This window comes from Novosphingobium sp. BL-S-20 (assembly GCF_055521635.1).
The window spans coordinates 1,194,156-1,217,024 of record NZ_CM145494.1; the positions used below are offsets into that span (position 1 = coordinate 1,194,156).

Here is a 22,869-nt window from a genome sequence, read left to right on the forward strand (position 1 = left end):
TTCCTTACCCTGCGCGGCGCTTGGCAAACCGGGGTGCTTGCCCCTATCTCGCCCCCAACGATATTCGCCCCTTTCACGCCGGAGACTTTCACATGGCGACGACGCACAAGACCCGCATGCTCATCATCGGCTCCGGCCCCGCAGGCCTTTCGGCCGCGATCTACGGCGCCCGCGCCGGCATGGAGCCGATCGTGGTGCAGGGTCTCCAGCCCGGCGGCCAGCTGACCATTACCACCGATGTCGAGAACTATCCCGGCTTCCGCGAGGTCATCCAGGGCCCCTGGCTGATGCAGGAAATGGAGGCGCAGGCCGTCCACGTCGGCACCCGCATGATGTACGATATCATCACTTCGGTCGACCTCTCTGGCCCGCTCTTCACCGCGACCGCCGATTCGGGTGACATCTACGAAGCGGACACGCTCGTCATCGCCACCGGCGCACAGGCGCAGTGGCTGGGCGTTCCCGGCGAGCAGGAACTCTCTGGCAAGGGCGTCTCGGCCTGCGCCACTTGCGACGGGTTCTTCTATCGCGGAAAGAAGGTCGTGGTGATCGGCGGCGGCAATACCGCTGTCGAAGAGGCGCTCTACCTCACCAACCACTCCGACGAAGTGACCCTGATCCACCGCCGCGACACCCTGCGCGCCGAGAAGATCCTGCAGGACCGCCTCTTCGCCAACCCCAAGATCAAGGTCCTCTGGGACAAGCGCGTCGATCGCTTCATGCCCGCCGAAAACGGCGAACTGCGCGCTCTCGCGCTGATCGATACCAAGACCGGCGAGCAGAGCGAAATCCTCACCGACGGCGCCTTCGTCGCCATCGGCCACGCGCCCGCCACCGAACTGTTCAAGGGCAAGCTCGCCATGGACGAGACCGGCTACCTCCTCGTCGAGCCGGGCACGCCCAAGACCGCGATCCCCGGCGTCTTCGCCTGCGGCGACGTGATGGACCACGTCTACCGCCAGGCGATCACCGCGGCAGGCACCGGCTGCATGGCCGCGCTCGACGCCGAGCGGTATCTCGCGCATCGTGAGTTTGCCGAGGCGGCGAAAGTCGAGGCCTGATTTTCAAGGAAACAAGGGTTTCTGGGGGCTGAGCCCCCGGACCCGCGGAATGTCTGCCTTTGTGTCCGCCTAACCCTGGGGTGCGCATTGCAGGGCGTGGGTAATCCTTGATTTACCCAATAAAACCCCGTCGTCCCCGCGAAGGCGGGGACCCCGCTTTTCTTTGCGGGCGTGGCGATAAGGAAGCGGGACCCCCGCCTTCGCGGGGGCGACGGAGCTTGTTTTGCTAAATCTGCGGGTGACGAAAGGCGCACGTGCCTATTCGCCGGTCAGCACGTCCAGCACTTGCGCCAGCAACCAATCCTGTGCCTCGGGTTCCACATAGCTATGCGTAGCCCCGGCGCACTGCCGCAAGCGCGTGTCCGCCTTGTCCCAGTTCGCCAGAAACGCGAGACCCGTGCGGTCTCTTGCCGCGACCAGCAGCCGAACCTCGCCTGAAAAGCCCGACAACCCACGCGCGATCTCCTGCGCCAGACCGGCAGGAGCCGCTGGCGCCGGACGCATCGCGGCAAGAAGGCTCCGCACCAGTCCGCCGATCGCCACTTGGCCGGTCAGCAGCCGCCGGATCGCCGCCGGATCGGCCAGACGACGGCGATAATGGTCGCGCACCACTTCGGCAGGGGCTTCCGAGGCATCGTCCTCGATGGTCCAGGGATTGGACAGTACCAGCGCGTCCAGACCCGCACCTTCAGCCAGCATCAGCGCGCTCGCCGCGTCGCAGTTGCCGAACCCGATCACGCGGCGGACATTTGGGCATTCCCGACGGAGGGCAGCGAGCGCGGCGCGGATATCCGGCCCGTTCGAGCGGAAACCGTGATTGTCGCCCTCGCTGTCGCCCACTCCGCGCCGGTCGAAGCGGAGCACGGGGAACCCTTGCGCGGCGATATTGGCGGCGAGACGCGCCTGTCCGTTCCACGCCCCGGCGCGCACTTCGTTGCCCCCGGAGACGATCAGCAGCGCGGTATCGCCCGCCGCCTCATCCAGCGTCCCGACAAGCTGCGCGCCCTCGCAGGCAAAGGTGAAATGCCGCCGCGTCATCCTTCCAGAGCCTCGATAAGAATCGCGGCGAGGGCGTCGGCCTGGGCAGCATCCTCGTCCGGCTCGGCGCGCAGCCAGAGGCCGCTGCCGCCGACCCGCTCCTGGGCGATGACCTGTCCGGGACCGGCCTCCAGCGTTTCGAGGTCGCGGAAAAGCGCAGCGCCGAGCGGATATCCAGCCAGCACGATCCCTTCGCGCCGCGCCGTCTCGGTCAGCGAATCGCGATTTTCCTCAAGCCCGGCTTCCCGTCCGGCGAGCATCCGGGCGCGGAGCATGCCCCGCAAAATCTGCGCGCCCTTGACCGGCGCATAGTGGAAGGCGGGCAAGTCCGGCGTGAACAGGCAGCCGCCGCGAAGGCCCAGCACATGGGTCGCGGCGAAATGATGCGCGGAGGCCTGCATGGCCTCGCGCCAGAGCCCCGCGTCCTGGGTTTCGAGGCCGAGCAGGCTCTCGTTGGTGCCGGGCAGGTCCGGCAGCATCGTGTCGATTCCGGCATGACCGAGCCGACGCATGACTTCGACCGTGAAGCGGCGCAGGCGATTGCCCTCGTCGAACAGCGCGGGGACGATCAGCAGGCGCAATGGGCGCGCACGATCAAAAACGAGGGCTAATTCCTCGCCTCCGTGGACGTCTGAGGGCCATGTCGCGGGGATCAAGTCATGCTCCCCGCAAGCCGGATCACACCCCGACAGGTCAAACCGTGGCGCGCTTGGCTTTCGCGAATTCGAGCAGGCCGCCGAAGGTCTCCAGCATCTCGCCGTCGATCTCGTCGTCCTCGATGATGATGTCGAGCCGGTCTTCCAGCTCGGTCAGCAGGCCGGCGACCGCCATCGAATCCAGCTCGGGCAGGTGCCCGAACAGGCCGGTATCGGCATCGAACGTCTCGGCCTGACCCTGCTTGAGGCCCAGCACGTCCGCCAGGATGCGGCGCAGCAGCAGGTCGGTATCGTCTTGCATGGCCCCTCTCTTCGGGCATTTTTTCCGTTACCCCGCGCCTCTAGCCGCGCTTCGCAGTCGCGGCAAGGTATTGCGCGCCGCTTCGCAGCAGGTCCCGTCCCAATGTCGGCCAGTTTCGCGGCGAGCCCGCGCGGAACATGTCCAGCCGATAGCGCGGGCGGACCACTTCCATCCAGTCGCGCTTGTAGGGATCGTCGCCGGTGCCGAAATCGACGAGATCGACCCGGTCCACGTCGATGACATGGCGGAACAGCGTCGCGCTCAGCACCGATCCGGGCGAGAGCGGTTTTGCCGCCTCGCGGTGGGCGAGCTTGTGAATCCACGCGGTGCCGTGCTCGACGGTCCACATCTGCGCCGCCACCGGCGCGCCCTCGGAAAATGCGATTCCGAGCCGGAGTCGCCCCGCCTTGCCTTCCGCTTCGGCAAAGGCGCGCAGAAAGGCGGGGCTGCCTTCCTCGGGCTTCCAGCTTTCGGCGTAGATCGATTCGTAGGCGTTCCAGACCTCAGCGTCGAAATGCTCCAGCACCCGTGTCTCGACTTTGCCCGACTTGCGCCTCAGCGTCGTGCGCAGCTTGCCGGGGCGTGAGACGAGGTATTGCTCGTAGCTGCGGCCATCGACGGGGAGGATGTGGTTGCTGTCGCAGATGTCGCGGCGGACCAGCCATCCGGTGTTGCGAAACGCCGCTTCGAGGCGGGAGGCGCTGCGGTCTTCGTCGGGAAGCCCGGAAAGCGTCAGGCGGCGGGCCTTTCCGGCAAGGTCCCGCGCGAGCGCTTCCAGCAAGCCATCGGGCCGCGAGGCAAGGGGGCGATAGCGGAAGGTGTACCAGTTCGACAGCGCGTGGAGATGGCCGCCATCACCCCGCAAAGGAAGGGCGGCGATATCGCCGCCCTCGCGCGCCACAGCGATCAGCGGGGCCAGTCCGCAATGCTCGGCCAGCCCGGCGAACCACGCCAGCCGGTCGAAGGGCGCGCGCTGGTTGCTCTCGGAAAGCCATGCGGTTAGCTGGCCGTCCGATTGCACTTGCTTAAGATCGCGGTGATAATCGACCTGTACCAAACCCTTGTGGAGCCTTTCCCGCCATGATCCTGCCGCTCGACCATCTCGCACTGCGCGGAGAGGATTCGGCCGAGGCGCTCGTGCTGCGCGGAGACGTGCTGGACTACAAGGCCTTAAGAACCCGTGTCTCCCGCCTTGCGGCATGGCTCGCGCGCGAAGTGCCGGAAAAGGGCGCGCGGGTGGCGTCTTGGGCGGCCAAGGGCGAACTGACCTGCCTGCTGCCGCTCGCCGCCGCGCGGGCGGGCCTTGTCCATGTGCCGATCAACCCGCTGCTCAAGCACGGGCAGGTCGCGCATATCCTGGCCGACAGCGGCGCCGTGCTGCTGATCGCCACGCCTTCGCGGCTGGCCTCGCTGGAGGAGGGCGACGTTCCCGCCGCCTGCCGCCGGATCGAGGAAGGCGCAGCGCTCGCCGAAGCGCAGGCGCTCGGCGGCGACATGGCGCCCTCGCAGGCCGATCCCGAGGAACTCGCGGCGATTCTCTACACCAGCGGTTCCACCGGGCGGCCCAAGGGGGTCATGCTCAGCCATGCCAACTTGTGGCTGGGGGCGGAAAGCGTGGCCGACTATCTCGGCGTTACCCAGCAGGACCGGGTCCTGGCGGTCATGCCGCTCTCGTTCGACTATGGGCAGAACCAGTTGCTCTCGACCTGGCATGCGGGCGGCTGCGTGGTGCCGCTGGACTACCTGATGCCGCGCGACGTGATGAAGGCGGTGGACCGGCACAATATCACCAGCCTCGGCGCGGTGCCGCCGCTCTGGGTGCAGATCTGCGAGATCGACTGGCCCGCAGAGGTGGCCGCGAAGCTGCGCCGCCTGACCAATACCGGCGGTGCGCTCACCGTGGACCTCGTGCGCCGGATGCGCACGCTGTTCCCCGAGGCGCGGCTTTTCGCGATGTACGGCCTGACCGAGGCGTTCCGCTCGACTTATCTCGATCCGGCGCTGATCGACACTCATCCGACCTCGATGGGCAAGGAAATCCCCCATGCCGAAGTGCTGGTGGTGAACGAGGCCGGAGAGATCGCCGCCGACAACGAGGAGGGCGAACTGGTCCATTGCGGCCCTTTGGTCGCCCATGGCTACTGGCAGGACGCGGCGCGCACTGCCGAACGCTACCGGCCCGCGCCTTCCGGCTCGCGCTATGGCGGCATGGCGGTCTGGTCGGGCGACCGGGTGCGGCGCGATGCCGATGGACTGCTCTATTTCGTCGGTCGCCGCGATGCGATGATCAAGAGCGCGGGCAACCGCATCAGTCCGCAGGAAGTGGAAGAGGCGGCGCTGGCGACGGGTCTCGTTGCCGAAGCGGTGGCGCTGGGTGTGGCCGATGCGCGGCTGGGGCATGCGGTCCATCTCGTGGTTCGCGCTTCCCCCGGAACTTCTGACGCCGAGGCAGAATTGCCGCGTAAACTCATGCAGGAACTGCCGAATTTCATGCAACCCAAAGTGATTCACTGGCGTCAGGCCATGCCGATCGGACCGAACGGCAAGATCGACCGTAACGGGCTTGCGGCGGAGTTGGCGGGGGCGTTGTCGGCATGAAGCCGCTCGGTCCGATCCCCGCCGGTTTTGCGGCGATAGACGGCGTTCTCGCGATCGGCGGCAGGCCGGTGACGCAATGGGTGGAAGCGGCGGGCGATACCCCGCTGTTCCTCTACGAAGCGGCGCGAATCCGCAGCCGCGTGGCGGATTTGCGCAGTGCCATGCCAGAGCGGTTGGCGCTGCACTATGCGGTCAAGGCCAACCCGTTTGTGCCGCTGCTCTCACTGATGAACGGGCTGGTGGACGGGTTCGACATCGCCTCGGGCGGCGAACTCGCCATCGTGACCGGCGCGGGGATCGACCCGGCGGCGGTCAGTTTCGCCGGTCCCGGCAAGCGCGACCGCGAACTGGAAGCGGCGATCCGCGGCGGGGTGACGCTCAACCTCGAATCGGAAGCCGAGGCCCGGCGCGCTCTGGCCATCGGCGAGAAGCTGAGCCTGACGCCGCGCCTTGCCATCCGGGTCAATCCGGATTTCGACCTCAAGGGCTCGGGCATGAAGATGGGCGGCGGCGCCAAGCCTTTCGGCATCGATGCGGGGCGCGTCCCGGCGCTGGTGCGCGAGATCGCGGCCAGCGGCGCGGAGTGGCGCGGCTTCCACATCTTCGCCGGAAGCCAGGCCCTCGATGGCGCGGCGATTGCCGAGACGCAGGGGCAGGCGATCGACCTCGCGGCCCGGCTGGCGCAGGAAAGCGGCATGCCGCTGCCGCATTGCAATCTCGGTGGCGGCCTCGGCATTCCCTATTTTCCGGGTGACACCCCGGTCGATCTGGCTCTTGTGGGAGAGCGGCTGGCGGCGCGTTTCGAGGAGCTTCCCGAGGTCTTGCAGAGCACCGCGTTCTGCATCGAACTCGGCCGCTATCTCGTTGGCGAATCGGGAATTTACCTCGCCCGCGTGATCGATCGGAAGGAGAGCCACGGCGAGGTCTTCCTCGTCACCGATGGCGGCCTTCATCACCAGCTTGCCGCCTCGGGCAATTTCGGCACAGTGGTTCGCCGCAACTACCCTTCCGCCATCGCCACGCGCTTCGACGCGCCCGTGGAGGAGGAGGCCTCGATCGTCGGTTGTCTCTGCACCCCGCTCGACAAGCTGGCCGACAAGGGCGGTTTTCCGCGTGCCGACGTGGGCGATCTGATCGCGGTGTTCTGCGCCGGAGCCTACGGCGCCTCGGCCAGCCCGGCAAATTTTCTGGGGCAGGGACCGGCGCTGGAAATGCTGGTCTAGCGGGATTTCCGCCGCTCCAGCCCGTCGCCCCCGCGAAGGCGGGGGCCCCGCTGCCTTGCGTATGGCGCGAAGAAAAGCGGGGTCCCCGCCTTCGCGGGGACGACGGGGTGGGGCGGTTCAAGACATGGGGTAATGCCGTTAGAACCCGACGCCGATGTTGTCCCATTCCGGGACCGCGCGGGAATCGCTGGCTCACGACTAACGCAATGTTCACCCTTTTGAGCGATAGGCGAGGCTGGAAATTTGCCCGGTCCGCCAGTCTGGTACGGCGGAAGAGACGGGCGCCTGAAGGGATTGGTCTATGTCGCAACGCCGCTTCACCGGACTGCTGGCCGGCTCCGTGCTCGCCAATGTCGTCCTGTCCGGCTGCGCCCATGCCGCGCCGAAGCAGGAGCTTCCGCCCGCCCAGTTCGTGGCGATGCAGGAAGGGCCCAGCGAGGAATACGTGATCGGTCCGCTCGACCAGCTGACCGTGTTCGTCTGGCGCAATCCCGAACTCGGCGCCAAAGTGCAGGTGCGACCGGACGGACGCATCACCACCCCGCTGATCGCCGACATGCCCGCCGTGGGCAAGACACCGGCGATGCTGGCGGAGGACATCCGTCTCCAGCTGTCGCAGTACATTCAGGACCCGCTGGTCTCGGTGATCGTGGACGGGTTTTCAGGCACTTACAGCCAGCAGATCCGCATCGTCGGGGCTACCGAGAAGCCTGCCTCGATCCCCTATCGCGCCAACATGACCGTGCTGGATGCGATGATCGCGGTGGGCGGCCTGTCCGAATATGCGGCGGGCAACCGCGCCCGCCTGATCCGTTTCGACAAGGCGAGCGGCAAGCAGACCGAATATGCGCTGCGCCTCAGCGACCTGCTGAAGAAGGGCAAGAGCAAGGCCAATGTCATGCTCAATCCGGGCGATGTCATCATCATCCCGGAAAGCATGTTCTGAGGACCTGAGGGGAGCGGCGCGGCGCGATGAACGGCCTCTACGAAGAACTGCTGGCGGCGCTCCACAGCGTCTGGCACCGGCGCTGGATCGCGCTGGCGGCGGCCTGGGCGATTTGCCTGCTCGGCTGGCTGGCGATCGCGTTGATCCCGAACACTTACGAGTCGCGCGCGCGGATCTTCATCCAGCTCGACGACGCGCTGGCCGAGCAGGTCGGCATCGGCGTGGCCGACAAGAAGCGCGATATCGAACGTATCCGCCAGACCCTGACCAGCGCGGTCAATCTTGAGAAAGTCGTGCGCGGCACCCGTCTGGGCGACACCATCCAGTCGCCCAAGCAGATGGAATCGGCGGTGGCGGGGCTGGGCAAGAACGTCTCGGTGGTCGCCCAGCAGGACAATCTGTTCGAGATCACCGCGACCGCCAATTACGCCTCGTTCTCCGATGCCGAGAACGCGCAGCTGGCCCGTGAAGTGGCGCAGAAGCTGATCGACATCTTCCGCGAGGAGAACCTCTCGGGCGACCGCGGGGACATGGTCGAGACGCTGACGTTCGTGAACCAGCAGCTCCGCGCCCGCGAGAAGGAACTGGAAACCGCCGAACAGCGCCGCACCGCTTTCGAGGCGCAGCATCCCGAAATGGCGCTCGGCGGCGCGGCGGTGGCGCAGCGGCTGGAAAGCTCGCGCACCCAGCTCCGCGATCTGGAAGCCGATCTTTCCGCCGCGCAAAGCTCGCTGGCGGCGATCGACGGGCAGCTTGCCGGAACCCCCCGCTCGGTGGCGGGCGGCGGGGCAGGCGGTGCCGCCGGAGCGCTGGCCACCGCGCAGGCCGAACTGGCGAGCATGAAGGCGCGCGGCCTCACCGACAATCATCCCGACGTGATCGTGGCGCGCAACCAGATCGCGGGCCTTCGCAGCGCGGCGGCGCAGGAAGCGGCCAGCGGCGGCGGGGCGCCCAATCCGGCCTATTCCTCGCTCCAGTCGATCCGCGCCGAGCGGCTCGCCAATGTCCAGGCGCTGACTTCGCGCAAGGCGGCCTTGCAGTCCGACGTGGCTTCGCTGACTGCCTCGGCGATCCAGGACCCGGAACTCGCCACCGAGGCCCAGCGCATCAACCGCGACTATGACGTGTTGCGTCAGCAATACGACAAGCTCCTGCAGGACCGCGAGGAACTGCGCCTGCGCGGCGAAGTGAAGACCGAGCGCGAGGCAGTGAAGTTCCAGGTGGTCGATCCGCCGACGACGCCGCGCAAGCCGGTGGCGCCGAACCGTCCGCTGCTGCTGGTCGGGGTGCTGATGGCCGGTCTCGTCGGCGGCTGCGCCGGGGCTTTTGCGCTCGGCAAGGTGCGTTCGGTCTTCGCCACGACGGCGGGGCTGGAGCGGGCGACGGGCCTCCCGGTGCTCGGCGCGATCTCGCAGAACGTGACCGATCAGGTCCGTCTGCTGCGCCGCCGCCGCCTCAAGTATTTCTTCGGTGCGGGCGCGGCGCTCTGCGTGCTTTGCGTGGTGCTGCTGGCGGTCGAATTCATCCAGCGCGGCATGGTGGCCTGAGGAACGGCAATGACCCAGCACAGCAAGATCCCGCTCTCGGGCCAGAACAAGACCCGCGCTCCCGGCGAATCGCTGATCGAGCGCGCCGCCGGACAATTCGATTTCAACGCGATGATCGCGCGTCCCGGCCCGCTGCCCGCCGAACCCGCGCGCAAAGCTGCGGCTCCGGCTCCTGCCGAGCCGGTCGCGCCAGTCGTTAGCGCACAGGCCGTCAATGCACAGGCCGTCAGCGCACCCGTAGCGGCGCCTGCGCCGTTCGCGCCGCCGCCGGGTCTCGGTGCCGAACTTCCCGTCGAAGCGCCTGCCGAAGCCGTCCCGCAGCCCGCGCCCGCTTTCCATGGCGAGCATCATCCGGTCGACCGCGAGCAGCTTCGCGAACAGGGCCTGATCGTGCCCGAGGGCACCGTCACCACGCTGCTGGAGGAGTTCCGCATCGTGAAGCGCCAGCTGCTGGTCCAGGCCGGTGACTTGCGCCGTCAGGGTGCCGGAGCCGCCGCGCAGCGCATTCTCATCAGCTCTCCCCATCCGGGCGAGGGCAAGACCTACTGCGCGCTGAACCTTGCGCTTTCGATTGCGGCGGAGAAGGAAAGCGAAGTCCTGCTGGTCGATGCCGACTTCGCGAAGCCCTCGATTCTGTCCGCGCTCGGGCTTCCCGGCGGGCCGGGGCTGATGGACGCGCTGATGGACGAGACGATCGATCCGGCGGCCTGCGTGCTCGGCACCGATATCCCCGGTCTCTGGGTCATGCCTGCGGGCGATACCACGATCAACGACAGCGAATACCTGTCCTCGTCGCGCACCGCAGCGGTGCTGGAGCGGCTCACCGAGAACGCGCCGCGCCGCATGGTGATCTTCGATTCGCCGCCCGCGCTGGCGGCCTCTCCCGCCGCTGAGCTTGCCAAGTACGTCGGCCAGACCGTCGTCATCGTGCGCGCCGACCGGACCGGGCAGGGCGCGCTGGAAGATGCGATCTCGCTGCTGAACGCCTGCCCGAACGTGCAGCTTCTGCTGAACGACGCGCAGTTCAGCCCGAGCGGTCGCCGCTTCGGCTCCTATTACGGGTACAAGGGATGACGTCCCGCCAGATGAAACTGAGTACGATGAAATTGGGTACGCTGAGTCTGGTCGCGCTGGCTGCTGCGACGGCGCCGTCCGTACAGGCGCAGACGGTAGGCTACGATCAGGTCGGCAGCGGTTCCGATGAGGCGACCGCGCCTTCGTCGGATGCAGGCGGGCGTGGCAAGTCCGGTCGCGGCGAGCGCAAGCCGCGCCGTCTGGAAGTGACGCCCTATATCGAGATCGACCAGATCGTCGACGCGCAGCTTTCGCCCGGCAGCGACGTGCTGACTTACACCCAGCTGGCGGCAGGCGTGGACGCGGGCATTTCCGGGCGCAACAATGCGCTCTCGGCCTCGGTCCGCTACGAGCGCTACATCGGCTGGGGCCGCAAGGCGCGGGACGGCGATGCGATCAGCGGGCTGGTGCGCGGCTATACCACGATCACGCCGGGCCTGACACTGGAAGCGGGTGCGCTCGCGACCCAGGCGCGCGTCGAGAACGGCGGCTCGGCGCTCTCCGGCGGGCTGGTGAACGACACTACCCGCACCAATATCTACTCGGTCTACGGCGGCCCCTCGTTCAAGACCCGCGCCGGGGATATCGACCTTTCGGCGAACTACCGCGCCGGTTTCACCAAAGTCGAGCAGCCCGATGCCTATGTCGCCGTGCCCGGCGGCGCGGCGGCGGACCTGTTCGACAAGAGCGTGACCCAGATGGCCGACGTTCAGGCCGGTGTCGCGCCGTATGTGATCGCCCCGGTGGGCCTTGGCGTTGCGGGCAGTCTCTATCAGGAGGACGTCTCCAACCTCGACCAGCGCGTGCGCGACATGCAGGCGCGGGCGCTGGTGACGGTGCCGGTCAGCCGTACCGTGCAGGTCGTCGGCGCGATCGGTTACGAGGATGTCGAAGTCTCCAGCCGCGATGCGCTGCGCGATGCCGACGGCAATCCGGTGATCGGCCGCGACGGTCGCTACGTCACCGACAAGAGCGCCCCGCGCGAGCTGTCCTATGATGTCAGCGGGCTGCTCTGGGATGTCGCGGTCATGTGGCGCCCCAGCCGCCGCACCTCGCTGTCGGCCCATATCGGCCGCCGCTACGGCTCGACCAGCTTCGGCGGCACGCTGGCCTATGCGCCGGACGACCGCAGCCAATTGAGCGTCGGCGTCTACGACAGCATCAGCGGCTTCGGCGGCCAGCTCAATCGTGCGCTCGACCAGTTGCCGGACGACTTCGTGGCCGTGCGCGACCCGGTGACCGGCGAACTGCGCGGCTGCGTGATCTCGCTCGACGGCAACAACTGCCTCTCGGGCGCGCTCGGCTCGGTGCGCTCGGCGGTCTATCGCGGACGCGGGATCGCCGCGAGCTATTCGCGCGAGATCGGCCATATGACCGCGGGCATCGGCGCCGGTTACGACCGCCGCGACTTCATCGCCGGGCGCAACACCGTGCTTGCCGCTGCCGACGGCGTGGTCGATGAGAACTGGTGGATCGCCGCCTATCTCAACGGCCAGCTCGGCCGCGATGCGGGCTGGTCGGCCAATGTCTACGCCAACTGGCTGAACAGCAGCGACGCCCTGACCGGCAATGTCACGGGCTACGGCGCCACGCTCGGCTATTATCGCATGCTCGCTCGCCGCCTGCGCGCGAGCGTGGCCTTGGGGATCGACGGGGTGACCCGCGACGATCCGCTTTACGACGACTACTGGACCGCGTCGGCCCTGGCGGGCCTGCGCTACAGCTTCTGATTGCGAAGGAGAGCAGGGATGTTCGACCAATTCTACGGGTTCGAGGGCCGGCCTTTCCAGCTGACGCCCGATCCGGCCTTCTATTTCGAGAGCGCGACGCACCGCAAGGCGCTGTCCTATCTCGGCTATGGCCTGGCGCAGGGCGAGGGCTTCGTGGTCATCACCGGCGAAGTCGGCGCGGGCAAGTCCACGCTCGTGTCGCACCTGATGGCGACGATCGATCCGGCGCGGCTCACCGCCGCCTGCATCGTCACCAGCGCGCTCGACGGCGAGGCGATCGTCCATGTCGTCGCGCAGGCCTTCGGGCTACCGGTGGCCGGGCATGACAAGGCCTCGGCGCTCGGCGCGATCGAGAGCTTCCTCCATGCCGAGGCCCGCGCGGGCCGCCGCTGCCTGCTGATCGTGGACGAGGCGCAGAACCTGGCGATCGACGCGGTCGAGGAGCTGCGCATGCTGTCGAACTTCCAGCTCGGTTCGCACCCGCTGCTCCAGACCCTGCTGCTTGGCCAGCCCGAATTCCGCACGACTTTGCTGGAAAGCCCGCTGCTCGAACAGCTTCGCCAGCGGGTGATCGCCACTCATCACCTGACCGCGATGGAGCCGCGCGAAGTGCAGGCCTATGTCGAGCACCGCCTGAACTGCGTGGGCTGGAAGGGCAATCCGGGCTTCGATCACCGCGTCTTCGCCGAAGTGCACGAGGCCACGGGGGGCATTCCGCGCCGGATCAACCAGATCGTTAGTCGCCTGCTCCTGCTCGGCGCGGTGGAGCAGCGTTCGCTGATCGACCTCGACATGCTGCACGACGTGCTCGACGAACTGGACGAGGACGGCACCCGCAACCTCGTCTGCCAGAGCGAGCCTCTTGCCGAGGATGAGGCGCCCGTTGCGCCCGCGCAAGGCGCTGCACCGCACGTTGACGCGCTCGATGCCAAGGCAGCGATTGCGCTGATCGAGGCGGCTCTGGCCGGGCGCGATTCGCAGATCGATGAACTTCAGCACGCGGTTCTCGAACTGGCGGCGAATGTCGAGCGCCAGAAGGACGCGGGCGCTGCGGGCGAAGACCCGCGCGTTGCGGCGCTGCAGGACCAGCTCGCTCAGGCGGCGGCGCAAAGCGCCCGGCTGGAGGCCCGTCTGGAAGAGCAGGAACGCACCTTGCGCCACACGCTGACGATGCTGATCGAATGGTTCGAGGGCGGCGACGGCCAGCGCCAGGCTGCCTGAGTTTCCGGCCTGACTGCCCTCGCACCGAGCCGACAAGGATGGACGCCATGAACGACACCCGACCCATCAACGGCCTCTCGGTCGATGTCGAGGACTGGTTCCAGGTCGGCGCCTTCGAGACGGTGATCGACCGCGCCGACTGGCCCGCCATCCGCACGCGGGTCGAGCGCAATTGCGACGATATCCTCGCGCTGTTCGACGCAGCGGGGGTCAAGGGCACGTTCTTCACGCTCGGCTGGGTGGCGGTGCGCCATCCCCGCCTGCTGCGCCGCATCGCCGAGGCCGGGCACGAGATGGCCAGCCACGGCTGGGACCACGAGCGGGTGTTCCGCATGGATGCCGCGACGTTCGCGCGCGATCTCGACATGAGCCGCAAGGCGATCGAGGACGCCGCCGGGGTCGCGGTGAGCGGCTACCGCGCGCCCAGCTTCTCCATCGACGCGCGCACGCCCTGGGCCTTCGAGGTGCTGGCCGAGCAGGGCTATGCCTATAGCTCCAGCGTCGCGCCGATCGCGCACGATCACTACGGCTGGCGCGAGGCGCCGCGCTTCGCCTTCCACCCGCTGGCGGACAGTCCGCTCGTCGAGATTCCGGTGACGACCGCGACGTTCGCCGGACGGCGGCTGGCGGCGGGCGGCGGCGGGTTCTTCCGCGTGCTGCCTTACGGTTTCTCGCGCTGGGCGATCCGGCAGGTCAATCGCGCGGGCCGTCCGGCGGTGTTCTATTTCCACCCCTGGGAGATCGACCCGAACCAGCCGCGCGTCTCCGATGCCCCGCTGCGCTCGCGCCTGCGGCACTATACCAATCTCGGCGTCATGGCGGGCAAGCTGCGCCAGCTCATCGGCGATTTCCGCTGGGGGCGGATGGACGAACTCGCCGCGCGCGAGGCCGAGCGGGCAGTGCCGCTACAGGAAGCGCTGGCGGCATGAACGCGCCTTTCGCTCCGGTGGCGGGCGCGGTGCGGTTGGTCGATCTCGACGATCCCGGCGAAATTGCGCGGCTGGAACTGTTCACCGCCCGCCACCCGCAGGCGACTCCATTCCACCGCCCGGCCTGGTTCGTCTCGGTCGCGAAGGCGACGGGCAACCGCGCGCTGGCGCTGATCGAGGAGCGGCAGGGCGAGATTTTCGCTTTCCTGCCGCTCGATGCGATTCATTCGCCGGTCTTCGGGAGGCTGCTGGCCTCGTCCGGCTTTGCGGTCGGCGGCGGGCTGCTGGCGGTTGAGGGCGCCGATGTCGCGGCAATTTTCGCGGCGCTGGAGGAACTGGCGCTGCGCCAGTCCTGCCCGGCGATCGAACTGCGCGGCGGCGTGCTGCCGCAAGCGGGAGAAAGCTGGGCGCTCAGGACTGAGAGCCACTGCAACTTCGCACGCCCGCTGGCGGCGGATGACGAGGCGCAATTGCTCGACATTCCCCGCAAGCAGCGCGCCGAGGTCCGCAAGGCGCTGGCGAACGATCTCGACGTGGAGATCGGCACCTCCGAGCGCGACCGCGCGGCGCACTATGCGGTCTTCGCGGAAAGCTATCGCAATCTCGGCACCCCGGTTTTCCCACGCGGCCTGCTCGATGCCGTTCTCGATGCTTTCGGGGAGGACGCCGATGTGCTGACCGTGCGCCATCAGGAGCGCCCGGTCGCCAGCGTCATCACCCTCTACCATCGCGGCGCGGCGATGCCTTACTGGGGCGGCGGCACTCACGAAGCACGCGCCCTGCGCGCGAACGACCGGATGTATTACGAGCTGATGCTCCATGCCCGGCGGCGCGGTTGCACTCTGTTCGACTTCGGCCGCTCCAAGACTGGCAGCGGGGCCTACCACTTCAAGCGCAATTGGGGCTTCGAGCCGGAGCCGCTGACTTATGCAGCCTGGACCGCACCGGGGGCCAAGAAGCGCGAGGCCGATCCGACCAGTTCGAAGCTCTCGCTCCAGATCAAACTCTGGCAGCGCCTGCCGCTGTCCGTGGCCAACCGGCTCGGACCGCTGATCGCGCGCGGCATCGGCTGATGGGCGAAATCCTCTTCCTCGCGCACCGCATTCCGTTCCCGCCGGACCGGGGCGACAAGATCCGCTCGCACAATGTGCTCAAGGCGCTGGCGTCGCTGGCGCCGGTGCATCTCGGCTGCTTCGCGGACGACGCGGCAGACCATGCCTGCGAGGGCGATATGGCGGCGCTGGCGGCAAGCCATCTCTTGCTCGCACGCGGCAAGTCGCTGCCGCGCGCGGGAATCGAGGCACTCGCCAAGGGCCTTCCGCTCAGCCTGACAGCCTTTCACGACTGCCGCATGGCGCAATGGGTCGAGGAAGTTCTGCGCAGCCGCCCGATCGAGACGATCTTCGTCTTCTCCGGCCAGATGGCGCAATATGTTCCCGGGCATTTCCGCGGGCGGGTGATCGTCGATCTCGTCGATGTCGATTCGGCCAAGTTCGAGGCCTATGGCGCCGAGGGGCGCGGCTTCCGTAGCTGGATGGAGCGCCGCGAAGCGCGCCTCCTCCGCGCCGAGGAAGCCCGCATCGCGCGCCGCGCCGACCGCACCCTGCTGGTCAGCAAGGCCGAGGCGGCACTGTTCACCGCGCGACTGGACGATCCGGCCTGCACGGTCGAGGCGATGGGCAACGGCATCGACAGCACGCTTTTCGACCCCGCAGGCGTAGCGCCGGAGCCGCGCATGTCGGCTATAGAAGGGCCGCGCCTCGTGTTCACCGGCCAGATGGACTACGCCCCCAATATCGCGGCAGTGGAGCGGGCGATCACCCGCATCCTGCCGCTGGTCCGCGCCCGCTGCCCGGATGCGGGCCTGCACGTGGTCGGGCGCAATCCGCCGCCTGCGCTGCTCGCCCACCATGGCCGCGAGGGCGTTCATGTTTGGGGCCGCGTCGAGGACATTCGCCCCTGGCTCGCGGCTGCCGACATGGCGCTGGTGCCGCTGGAAATCGCGCGCGGGGTGCAGAACAAGGTGCTGGAGGCGATGGCGGTGGAACTGCCGGTCGTGCTCTCGCCGGGCGCCGCGACAGGAATCGAGGCGGAGGACGGACGACATTTCCTTGTCGCGACAAGCGACGCGGCGCTGGCCGATGCCGTCATCGCGCTTGCCCATGACAAAGACCGCAGCCGCGCCATGGGGCAGGCTGCGCGCGAATGGATTTGCGCCCATGCTAGTTGGGAGGCTGCGTTGGCCGTACTGCCGCGCATGATCGGCATGGAGAAGGAAAGCCTGACCGATGCCGCCTGAGACTCTGGCCGCCAAGGCGCCCTCGGGCTGGCACTGGCAGAATGTGCCAGCGCCGTGGCGCCCGGCGCTGATCCGCTGGAGCCTTGCCGCGCTCGTGCTGCTGGCCGCCTTCTTCGGCGACTGGGCGGCGATGGCGCGCCAGTGGTGGGATATCTCGACGTACAATCACATCGTGCTGATCCCGCCGATCCTCGGCTGGCTGGTCTGGCAGCGACGCGGCGAACTGGCGAAGCTTGTGCCGCTGTGCTGGTGGCCGGGATTGGTGCTGATGGCGGGGGCGGCGTTCCTCTGGCTGCTTGGTGCGCTGTCCGGTCTCGATCTGGCGCGGCAGGCAGGCGCGGTGGCGATGCTCGGCGCGACGGTGCCGCTGCTGCTCGGGCCGCGGGTGACGGCGGGGCTGTTCTTCCCGCTCTGCTACATGGCCTTCCTCGTGCCGGTGGGCGAGGAACTGGTCGAAGTGCTCCAGACCATCACCGCCAAGATCACCGTCGCGCTCACCCATGTCAGCGGCATTCCCGCGACCATCGACGGCGTGTTCATCGATACGCCTGCGGGCCTTTTCGAGGTGGCCGAGGCCTGCTCCGGCGTGAAGTTCCTAATCGCTATGATCGCTTTCGGAGCGCTCGCCGCCAATGTCTGCTTCACCAGCTGGCGGCGGCGCGCAGGGATAATGCTGGCCTGCCTGCTCGTGCCGATCTTCGCCAACGGCGTGCGTGCCTGGGGCACGATCTATGCCGCACAGATCGTCGGCGTGGAGAAAGCGGCGGGTTTCGACCATATCGTCTACGGCTGGGTGTTCTTCGCGGTGGTGCTCGCGCTGGTGATCGCGGGCGCCTGGCGCTTCTTCGACCGGCCCCTCGATGCGCCGATGATCGACGCCGAGGCCATCGTGCAGGCGCCGATGCTGGGCCGTCTCGAACGCGTGCGCGTCCCGGCGGCGGTCGTACTGGCCGCGCTGGCGCTGATGCTGGTGGGCGCCAAGGCCTGGGCGCATCGCGGCGACACGCTCGCGGCGCCGCTGCCGCAGCGGATCGACCTGCCGCAAGTGCCCGGCTGGAAGCGCGTGGACTACACTCCGGCGATCTGGTGGGAACCGCGCGCGGAAGGCGCCGACCACCGCCTGCTCGGCCGCTATGCCGATAGCGAAGGCCGCAAGGTCGATGTCTTCGTCGCGCTCTACGCCGGACAGGGCGAGGGCCGCGAAGCGGGCGGCTTCGGGCAGGGCGCCCTGACGCCGGGCACCGCCTGGTCGTGGCAATCACCCGGTCCCGCCTTCGGAGCAGGCCGCAGTGAACGCCTGCTGGGCGGCGGCAAGGTCGAGCGTCTCACCGTGACCTGGTATCGCACCGGAGACCTGCTGAGCGGCAGCAATACCCGCCTCAAGCTCGCCGTCATCGGCGGAAACCTGCGCCTTCGTGCAAGTCCCACGGCGATGCTGATCCTCTCGTCGGAAGGCCGGGACGCTGCCGATGCGATTGTCCGTTTCCAGGCCGCGAGCGGGCCGACCGGCGCGTGGATGGACCGCGTGACCGGGCTCCGCTAGGCCAGCACTTATGTGCGGAATCGCCGGTATCTATCATCTCGAAACGCCCAAGCCGGTGGACCCGGCGCGGGTAGAGGCCATGTGCGACGCGCTGGCGCACCGCGGGCCGGACGGCAGCGGCGTCTGGACCGCGCCCGGTGTGGCGCTGGGCCACCGGCGCCTCTCGATCATCGACGTGGCCGGTTCGCCCCAGCCGATGGCCTCGCCGGACGGGCGGGCGATGCTGGTCTTCAACGGCGAGATCTACAATTACCGCGAATTGCGGCGCGAACTGCGCGCCACCGGCGCACAGTTCCGCACCGACGGCGACAGCGAGGTGATTCTCGCCGCCTGGCAGCGCTGGGGACCGGACTGCGTCACCCACCTCCACGGCATGTTCGCCTTCGCGATCTACGATCTCGATGCGCGGACCCTGTTCCTCGCCCGCGACCGGCTGGGCGTGAAGCCGCTGTTCCTCGCGCCGCTCAGCGACGGCAGCCTCGCCTTCGGGTCGGAATTGAAGGCGCTGCTCGCCCATCCCCTGTTGCGCCGCGAGATCGATCCGTTGGCGGTCGAGGACTATCTCGCCTGGGGCTACGTGCCCGATACGCGCTCGATCCTGAAAGGCGTGACCAAGCTGCCCGCGGGCCATTCGCTGCTGCTGCGCCACGGCGCGCCGCTGCCCCGGCCGGTCCAGTGGTGGGACATTTCGTTCGCCGAGCGCCGCAAGGGCAAGGTGGAAGACCTCGAAGCGGAACTGCTCCACCTGCTGCGCGAGGCGGTCACTTCGCGCATGGTCGCTGACGTGCCGCTGGGCGCCTTCCTCTCGGGCGGAGTGGATAGCTCCAGCGTCGTCGCGCTCATGGCCGAGGCGAGCGGTGCGCCGGTCAGGACCTGCTCGATCGGCTTCGACGTCGCCGCGCTCGACGAGAGCGATTATGCCGCGCAGATCGCCCGCCAGTTCGGCACCGACCACCGCGCCCGGCAGGTCTCGCCCGATGATTTCGAGGCGATCGACGGTCTCGCGGCGATGTTCGACGAGCCTTTCGCCGATGCCTCTGCGCTGCCTACCTGGCGGGTCTGCCAACTGGCGCGCGAATCGGTGACGGTGGCGCTCTCCGGCGATGGAGCGGACGAGGCCTTTGCGGGCTATCGCCGCCATATCTTCCAGCGCGGCGAGGACCGTGTGCGCGGGCTGATCCCGCAGGCGATTCGCGGGCCAGTGTTCGGCACGCTCGGGTCGCTCTATCCGAAGGCGGACTGGGCGCCGCGTCCGCTACGGGCGAAGTCCACGCTGCTCTCGCTGGCGGCGGACAGTGCGGAAGGCTATGCCCGCTCCATCGGCTTCACCCCGCCGGAACTGCGGGACCGGCTCTATTCCGACGATTTCCGCCGCCTGCGCGGGGACTACCGGGCCGAACAGTCCGTGCTCGACATGATGCGCGCCGCTCCGGCCCGCTCTGGCCTCGACCGCTCGCAATATGCCGATCTCAAGCACTGGCTGCCCGGCGATATCCTGACCAAAGTGGACCGCGCGAGCATGGCGGTCAGCCTCGAAGCGCGCGAGCCGCTGCTCGACCATCGCCTGATCGAGTTCGCGGCCAGCCTTCCCGAAAGCTTGCGCGTGCGCGGCGGGCAGGGGAAGTGGCTGATGAAGCGGACCATGCGGCGTTTCCTGCCCGAGCAGATTCTCTACCGGCCCAAGCAGGGCTTCGTAACCCCGATCGCCCAGTGGTTTCGCGGGCCGCTGGCGCAATCGGCGCGGGAAATCGCCTCCAGCGCGACGCTCGCCCGAACCGGCTGGCTCGATGCGCCGCGCCTCGGCGGCCTGGTCGAGGAGCATATTGCCGGCAGAAGCGACCATTCGCGTCTGCTATGGCAGCTCCTGATGCTGGAGAAATCGCTGACCCATTTGGGCATAGTCTGATTTTTCCTCTTTTCCCGGGACTTAGCTGCGCTAACCAGGGATTCCGAAAATCTATAGTGAAGGCGGGTTAACCTAACTTCTTCTTAGGACCTTTGCTCTAGTCCGGGCAGCGACACCATTATTGCAGGGCGTCCATGAAGAGAGCAGGTCGTCAGTACACGATTGAAATGCGGACGCTTTCCGCTGTGGAAGGCCATGTCCTGCAAATGGGCGCTGAGGGGATGAATTTGCGAGGAAATCATGCCTGACCTGCGCGCGTGGATCGCGAAAATCTGGAAGAGCGCCCGGTTCCGGATCGTCTTCTGGGCGGCGCTGACCGGCGTCGTCCTGGGCGTGACCGGCGCCGCGCTGCCGCTGGAGGATGTGCTGGTCAACGGGCGCACCTGGCTGCGCATGCACCCGTCCAAGGGTGAGATCGTCATGGTCTTGCAGGACGGCAAGACGCTTGAGGAACTGGAGGTTCTCGACGTCACGCGTGGGAATGATGCAGATGTGATCCGCAACCTGCAGGGCGCGGGCGTCAAGCGGGTGTTTATCGATCGTTTCCTGAACGATAGTGACAAGGAAGCGGGCCGCGACCAGTTCCTGGAAGCGCTAAAGGCGTTTCCGAACCGTGTGTTCCTGGGCGCGATGCCGGCCAAGGATGGGCCGCGAGGGAATTACGCCGCCGGCACGCCGCCGCGCGCGTTTCTTGAGCATGCCGATGCCGTGTCACTCCTGGCGTTGGATCATCCCTTCAACCTGAGCATCAGCCTGCCATTTTCGTCCGACAGCCCGGTGGGCACCATACCAAGCATGGCGGCGAAGATCGCCGGCGTGACTAGACCCAGCGACCGTGTGTTTCGTCCGGACTATGCCATCGATTACACGACCATCCCGACGGTTAGCTACGTCGATATCCTCAAGGGGCGGTTCGACAAGGCGGCGGTTCGCGGCAAGGACGTGATCATCGCGCCGAGCGCGGAAGTCTATCATGACCTCCACACTCTTCCTGCGCAGGGTTATGCTCCCGGTGCGTTTTTCCATGCGATCGCGGCGGAAACCCTGAAGGAAGGCGTTCCGATCGAGCTGGGTTGGCTTCCGGCATTCCTTCTGGTGCTGGGCGTTGTCCTGACCGGGCTTGGCCGAGGCCGCGTGCTCGATATCTATCGGTTCACGGGGCTGGTCGCGGTCCTGATCGTTGCTCCTCTGGCACTCGACCAGTTCCGCATCCAGGTGGATATCGTTCCCGCGATCGCGATGGCGGCCGTGGCCGTGTTCCGCATGCGCAATCTCGACCGTGTCGAGGTCGCCGGAGAAACCAATTCGGGTTCGGGGCTGCCGAGCATACAGGTCCTGCGCAAGTACGACGCGGTTTCAAGCCGCATCCTCGTGGCGCTTCAAATCCGCAATTACGGCGCGATCATCGGCAGCTTCGCCGAACACGTCGAGGGGCAAGTCGCCAACGAGATCGTCCGTCGTATTCGCATCAGCGACAGCGAGGTTACGGTCTACCACGAGGGCGGCATGTTCATGTGGCTCTCGACGATCCGCAGCACCTTCGATCTCTTTGAGAACCTCGAAGGTCTGCACCGAATCGTCCAGAACGGCATCCAGGTCGGCGGACTCGATATCGACCTCTCGTTCAACTGCGGCATCGATTCGGAGTTCGACCGCCCGGTGTCGAGCCGCGTCGCCAGCGCCATGCAATCGGCCGAGGAGGCCGTGCGCAACGACGAGCTCGTCTACAAGTTCGACAGCCGCAAGCATGAGGCGCAGTGGGAAATCTCGCTGCTTACCCAGCTCGATCGGGCGATCGACAACGGCGAGGTCTGGGTTGCCTATCAGCCCAAGCTCGACGTCGCCAGCAACCGCGTGACCGGCGCCGAGGCGCTGGTGCGCTGGACGCATCCCGAGCGCGGACCGATCAGCCCGGACAAGTTCATCCGCATTGCCGAGGAATTCCACCGGATCGAGCGGATCACGCGGTTCGTGATCGACGATGCCGTGCGTTCGGCGGTCGAACTCCGCCGCCATGGTTTCGACATGAGCATGTCGGTCAATATCTCTGCCCAGCTTCTCCGTAATCCGGGGCTGCCGGGCATGATCGCCGAAATCCTCACGATGTACGGTCTGCCGGCGGACAAGCTCATTCTGGAGATCACCGAGACCGACCGTCTCGACCGCAGCTCGCGGACCTTCCAGATGCTCCAGAAGCTGGTCCAGTCCGGTATCCGCCTCTCCATCGACGATTTCGGCACCGGCAACGCTACGATCGACTATTTGCGCTATCTTCCGGCTACCGAGGTCAAGATCGACAAGGTCTTCATCCAGGCGATGGAAGGGAACAAGGAAGACCTGCTGCTGGTGCAGTCCATCATCGAAATGGCCCACTCGCAGGACCGGGTCGTGGTGGCCGAGGGCGTCGAGACCCAGGCGGCGCTCGAAATCCTGCGCGCCATGCAGTGCGATGCGATCCAGGGCTACTATGTCAGCCGTCCCGTCCCGTTCCGGGACCTCCTCACGCAGATCGTGGGAAGAGAGCCGCGACGAACTGGTTAAAAAAGTCTTGATGACTTCTTAACCTATTGTTATCCATGTCCTCAGCCGCAAAATAGCGGCGGTTCACATGGGGTAATGTTATGTACAGCTGGAACTGGGGCAGCCTCGGCCGCTAATAATCAATCGGGTGCGGCACTTCGCAAGAAGTGCCGCACTTTCTCGTTATGGGGTATGAAAACCCAGTAAATCAGGGTTTTAATGCAGGTCTGGCATGTTCCGGGAACATTCTGACGTCCTCTCCGGCATCGGAGCAGGG

18 protein-coding genes are annotated in these 22,869 nt (G+C 67.1%); 14 read left to right on the forward strand and 4 right to left on the reverse strand.

What is annotated here, in order from left to right; genetic code table 11:
- Nucleotides 1–92 precede the first annotated feature (92 nt).
- Nucleotides 93–1,061 carry a thioredoxin-disulfide reductase gene (trxB, locus tag ACZ1II_RS13540; protein WP_465146902.1) on the forward strand — a complete coding sequence of 323 codons (969 nt, stop codon included), beginning with the start codon at nt 93–95 and terminating at the stop codon, nt 1,059–1,061.
- A gap of 258 nt (nt 1,062–1,319) precedes the next feature.
- Here trxB and ACZ1II_RS13545 read toward each other — a convergent pair whose 3' ends face one another.
- From ACZ1II_RS13545 to ACZ1II_RS13560, 4 genes are read right to left on the reverse strand one after another with little or no spacing between them, the layout of a single operon-like run.
- Entirely contained in the window at nt 1,320–2,099 is a 780-nt protein-coding gene (locus ACZ1II_RS13545; protein ID WP_465146903.1) for a hydrolase 1, exosortase A system-associated, read from the reverse strand.
- The gene (locus ACZ1II_RS13550; RefSeq protein ID WP_465146904.1) at nt 2,096–2,755 is read right to left on the reverse strand and encodes a hypothetical protein; all 660 of its coding nucleotides are present in this window, start codon (nt 2,753–2,755) and stop codon (nt 2,096–2,098) included. Before ACZ1II_RS13550 ends, ACZ1II_RS13545 begins: the two co-directional genes overlap by 4 nt.
- 37 nt (nt 2,756–2,792) lie before the next feature.
- Nucleotides 2,793–3,056 carry a phosphopantetheine-binding protein gene (locus ACZ1II_RS13555; RefSeq protein WP_465146905.1) on the reverse strand — a complete coding sequence of 88 codons (264 nt, stop codon included), beginning with the start codon at nt 3,054–3,056 and terminating at the stop codon, nt 2,793–2,795.
- Nucleotides 3,057–3,096: 40 nt separating this feature from the next.
- The gene (locus ACZ1II_RS13560; RefSeq protein WP_465146906.1) at nt 3,097–4,113 is read right to left on the reverse strand and encodes a GNAT family N-acetyltransferase; all 1,017 of its coding nucleotides are present in this window, start codon (nt 4,111–4,113) and stop codon (nt 3,097–3,099) included.
- A gap of 23 nt (nt 4,114–4,136) precedes the next feature.
- On the opposite strand from ACZ1II_RS13560, the gene ACZ1II_RS13565 reads away from it, so the two are divergent.
- The 13 genes from ACZ1II_RS13565 (at nt 4,137) to ACZ1II_RS13625 (ending at nt 22,613) form a co-directional block, all read left to right on the forward strand.
- A complete protein-coding gene (locus ACZ1II_RS13565; protein ID WP_465146907.1) occupies nt 4,137–5,654 on the forward strand; it encodes an acyl-CoA ligase (AMP-forming), exosortase A system-associated in 1,518 nt (505 codons plus the stop codon).
- Nucleotides 5,651–6,877, forward strand: a complete 1,227-nt coding sequence (locus ACZ1II_RS13570) for a pyridoxal-dependent decarboxylase, exosortase A system-associated (RefSeq protein WP_465146908.1) — start codon at nt 5,651–5,653, stop codon at nt 6,875–6,877. Before ACZ1II_RS13565 ends, ACZ1II_RS13570 begins: the two co-directional genes overlap by 4 nt.
- Before the next feature lie 301 nt (nt 6,878–7,178).
- Nucleotides 7,179–7,823, forward strand: a complete 645-nt coding sequence (locus ACZ1II_RS13575; protein ID WP_465146909.1) for an XrtA/PEP-CTERM system exopolysaccharide export protein — start codon at nt 7,179–7,181, stop codon at nt 7,821–7,823.
- 26 nt (nt 7,824–7,849) lie between these two features.
- The gene (locus tag ACZ1II_RS13580; protein ID WP_465146910.1) at nt 7,850–9,370 is read left to right on the forward strand and encodes an XrtA system polysaccharide chain length determinant; all 1,521 of its coding nucleotides are present in this window, start codon (nt 7,850–7,852) and stop codon (nt 9,368–9,370) included.
- A gap of 9 nt (nt 9,371–9,379) precedes the next feature.
- Nucleotides 9,380–10,444, forward strand: coding sequence for a P-loop NTPase family protein (locus ACZ1II_RS13585; RefSeq protein WP_465146911.1), 1,065 nt, complete (start codon nt 9,380–9,382; stop codon nt 10,442–10,444).
- Between the two features lie 26 nt (nt 10,445–10,470).
- A complete protein-coding gene (locus tag ACZ1II_RS13590; protein WP_465146912.1) occupies nt 10,471–12,174 on the forward strand; it encodes a preprotein translocase subunit YajC in 1,704 nt (567 codons plus the stop codon).
- Between the two features lie 18 nt (nt 12,175–12,192).
- Nucleotides 12,193–13,395: an XrtA/PEP-CTERM system-associated ATPase gene (locus ACZ1II_RS13595; RefSeq protein WP_465146913.1), complete on the forward strand. Its 1,203-nt coding sequence runs from the start codon at nt 12,193–12,195 to the stop codon at nt 13,393–13,395.
- A 47-nt stretch (nt 13,396–13,442) separates the two neighbouring features.
- Nucleotides 13,443–14,324 carry an XrtA system polysaccharide deacetylase gene (locus ACZ1II_RS13600; protein WP_465146914.1) on the forward strand — a complete coding sequence of 294 codons (882 nt, stop codon included), beginning with the start codon at nt 13,443–13,445 and terminating at the stop codon, nt 14,322–14,324.
- Nucleotides 14,321–15,397 (forward strand): FemAB family XrtA/PEP-CTERM system-associated protein, encoded by a 1,077-nt coding sequence (locus ACZ1II_RS13605; RefSeq protein ID WP_465146915.1) that lies wholly within the window; start codon nt 14,321–14,323, stop codon nt 15,395–15,397. Before ACZ1II_RS13600 ends, ACZ1II_RS13605 begins: the two co-directional genes overlap by 4 nt.
- Nucleotides 15,397–16,623, forward strand: coding sequence for a TIGR03087 family PEP-CTERM/XrtA system glycosyltransferase (locus ACZ1II_RS13610; protein ID WP_465146916.1), 1,227 nt, complete (start codon nt 15,397–15,399; stop codon nt 16,621–16,623). The genes ACZ1II_RS13605 and ACZ1II_RS13610 overlap by 1 nt, the downstream gene beginning before the upstream one ends.
- Nucleotides 16,613–18,166, forward strand: a complete 1,554-nt coding sequence (gene xrtA / locus ACZ1II_RS13615; RefSeq protein ID WP_465146917.1) for an exosortase A — start codon at nt 16,613–16,615, stop codon at nt 18,164–18,166. The genes ACZ1II_RS13610 and xrtA overlap by 11 nt, the downstream gene beginning before the upstream one ends.
- A gap of 10 nt (nt 18,167–18,176) precedes the next feature.
- On the forward strand, nt 18,177–20,072 hold the full coding sequence (locus ACZ1II_RS13620) for an XrtA/PEP-CTERM system amidotransferase (RefSeq protein ID WP_465146918.1): 1,896 nt from the start codon (nt 18,177–18,179) through the stop codon (nt 20,070–20,072).
- 240 nt (nt 20,073–20,312) lie between these two features.
- Nucleotides 20,313–22,613 (forward strand): EAL domain-containing protein, encoded by a 2,301-nt coding sequence (locus tag ACZ1II_RS13625; protein ID WP_465146919.1) that lies wholly within the window; start codon nt 20,313–20,315, stop codon nt 22,611–22,613.
- Nucleotides 22,614–22,869: the final 256 nt, after the last annotated feature.

Bases quoted from the DNA above. Each gene is read 5' to 3' on its own strand.
- trxB (WP_465146902.1), top strand. From the start codon at position 93: ATGGCGACGACGCACAAGACCCGCATGCTCATCATCGGCTCCGGCCCC.
- ACZ1II_RS13545 (WP_465146903.1), bottom strand. From the start codon at position 2,099: ATGACGCGGCGGCATTTCACCTTTGCCTGCGAGGGCGCGCAGCTTGTC.
- ACZ1II_RS13555 (WP_465146905.1), bottom strand. From the start codon at position 3,056: ATGCAAGACGATACCGACCTGCTGCTGCGCCGCATCCTGGCGGACGTG.
- ACZ1II_RS13565 (WP_465146907.1), top strand. From the start codon at position 4,137: ATGATCCTGCCGCTCGACCATCTCGCACTGCGCGGAGAGGATTCGGCC.
- ACZ1II_RS13570 (WP_465146908.1), top strand. From the start codon at position 5,651: ATGAAGCCGCTCGGTCCGATCCCCGCCGGTTTTGCGGCGATAGACGGC.
- ACZ1II_RS13575 (WP_465146909.1), top strand. From the start codon at position 7,179: ATGTCGCAACGCCGCTTCACCGGACTGCTGGCCGGCTCCGTGCTCGCC.
- ACZ1II_RS13580 (WP_465146910.1), top strand. From the start codon at position 7,850: ATGAACGGCCTCTACGAAGAACTGCTGGCGGCGCTCCACAGCGTCTGG.
- ACZ1II_RS13585 (WP_465146911.1), top strand. From the start codon at position 9,380: ATGACCCAGCACAGCAAGATCCCGCTCTCGGGCCAGAACAAGACCCGC.
- ACZ1II_RS13590 (WP_465146912.1), top strand. From the start codon at position 10,471: ATGAAATTGGGTACGCTGAGTCTGGTCGCGCTGGCTGCTGCGACGGCG.
- ACZ1II_RS13595 (WP_465146913.1), top strand. From the start codon at position 12,193: ATGTTCGACCAATTCTACGGGTTCGAGGGCCGGCCTTTCCAGCTGACG.
- ACZ1II_RS13600 (WP_465146914.1), top strand. From the start codon at position 13,443: ATGAACGACACCCGACCCATCAACGGCCTCTCGGTCGATGTCGAGGAC.
- ACZ1II_RS13605 (WP_465146915.1), top strand. From the start codon at position 14,321: ATGAACGCGCCTTTCGCTCCGGTGGCGGGCGCGGTGCGGTTGGTCGAT.
- ACZ1II_RS13610 (WP_465146916.1), top strand. From the start codon at position 15,397: ATGGGCGAAATCCTCTTCCTCGCGCACCGCATTCCGTTCCCGCCGGAC.
- xrtA (WP_465146917.1), top strand. From the start codon at position 16,613: ATGCCGCCTGAGACTCTGGCCGCCAAGGCGCCCTCGGGCTGGCACTGG.
- ACZ1II_RS13620 (WP_465146918.1), top strand. From the start codon at position 18,177: ATGTGCGGAATCGCCGGTATCTATCATCTCGAAACGCCCAAGCCGGTG.
- ACZ1II_RS13625 (WP_465146919.1), top strand. From the start codon at position 20,313: ATGCCTGACCTGCGCGCGTGGATCGCGAAAATCTGGAAGAGCGCCCGG.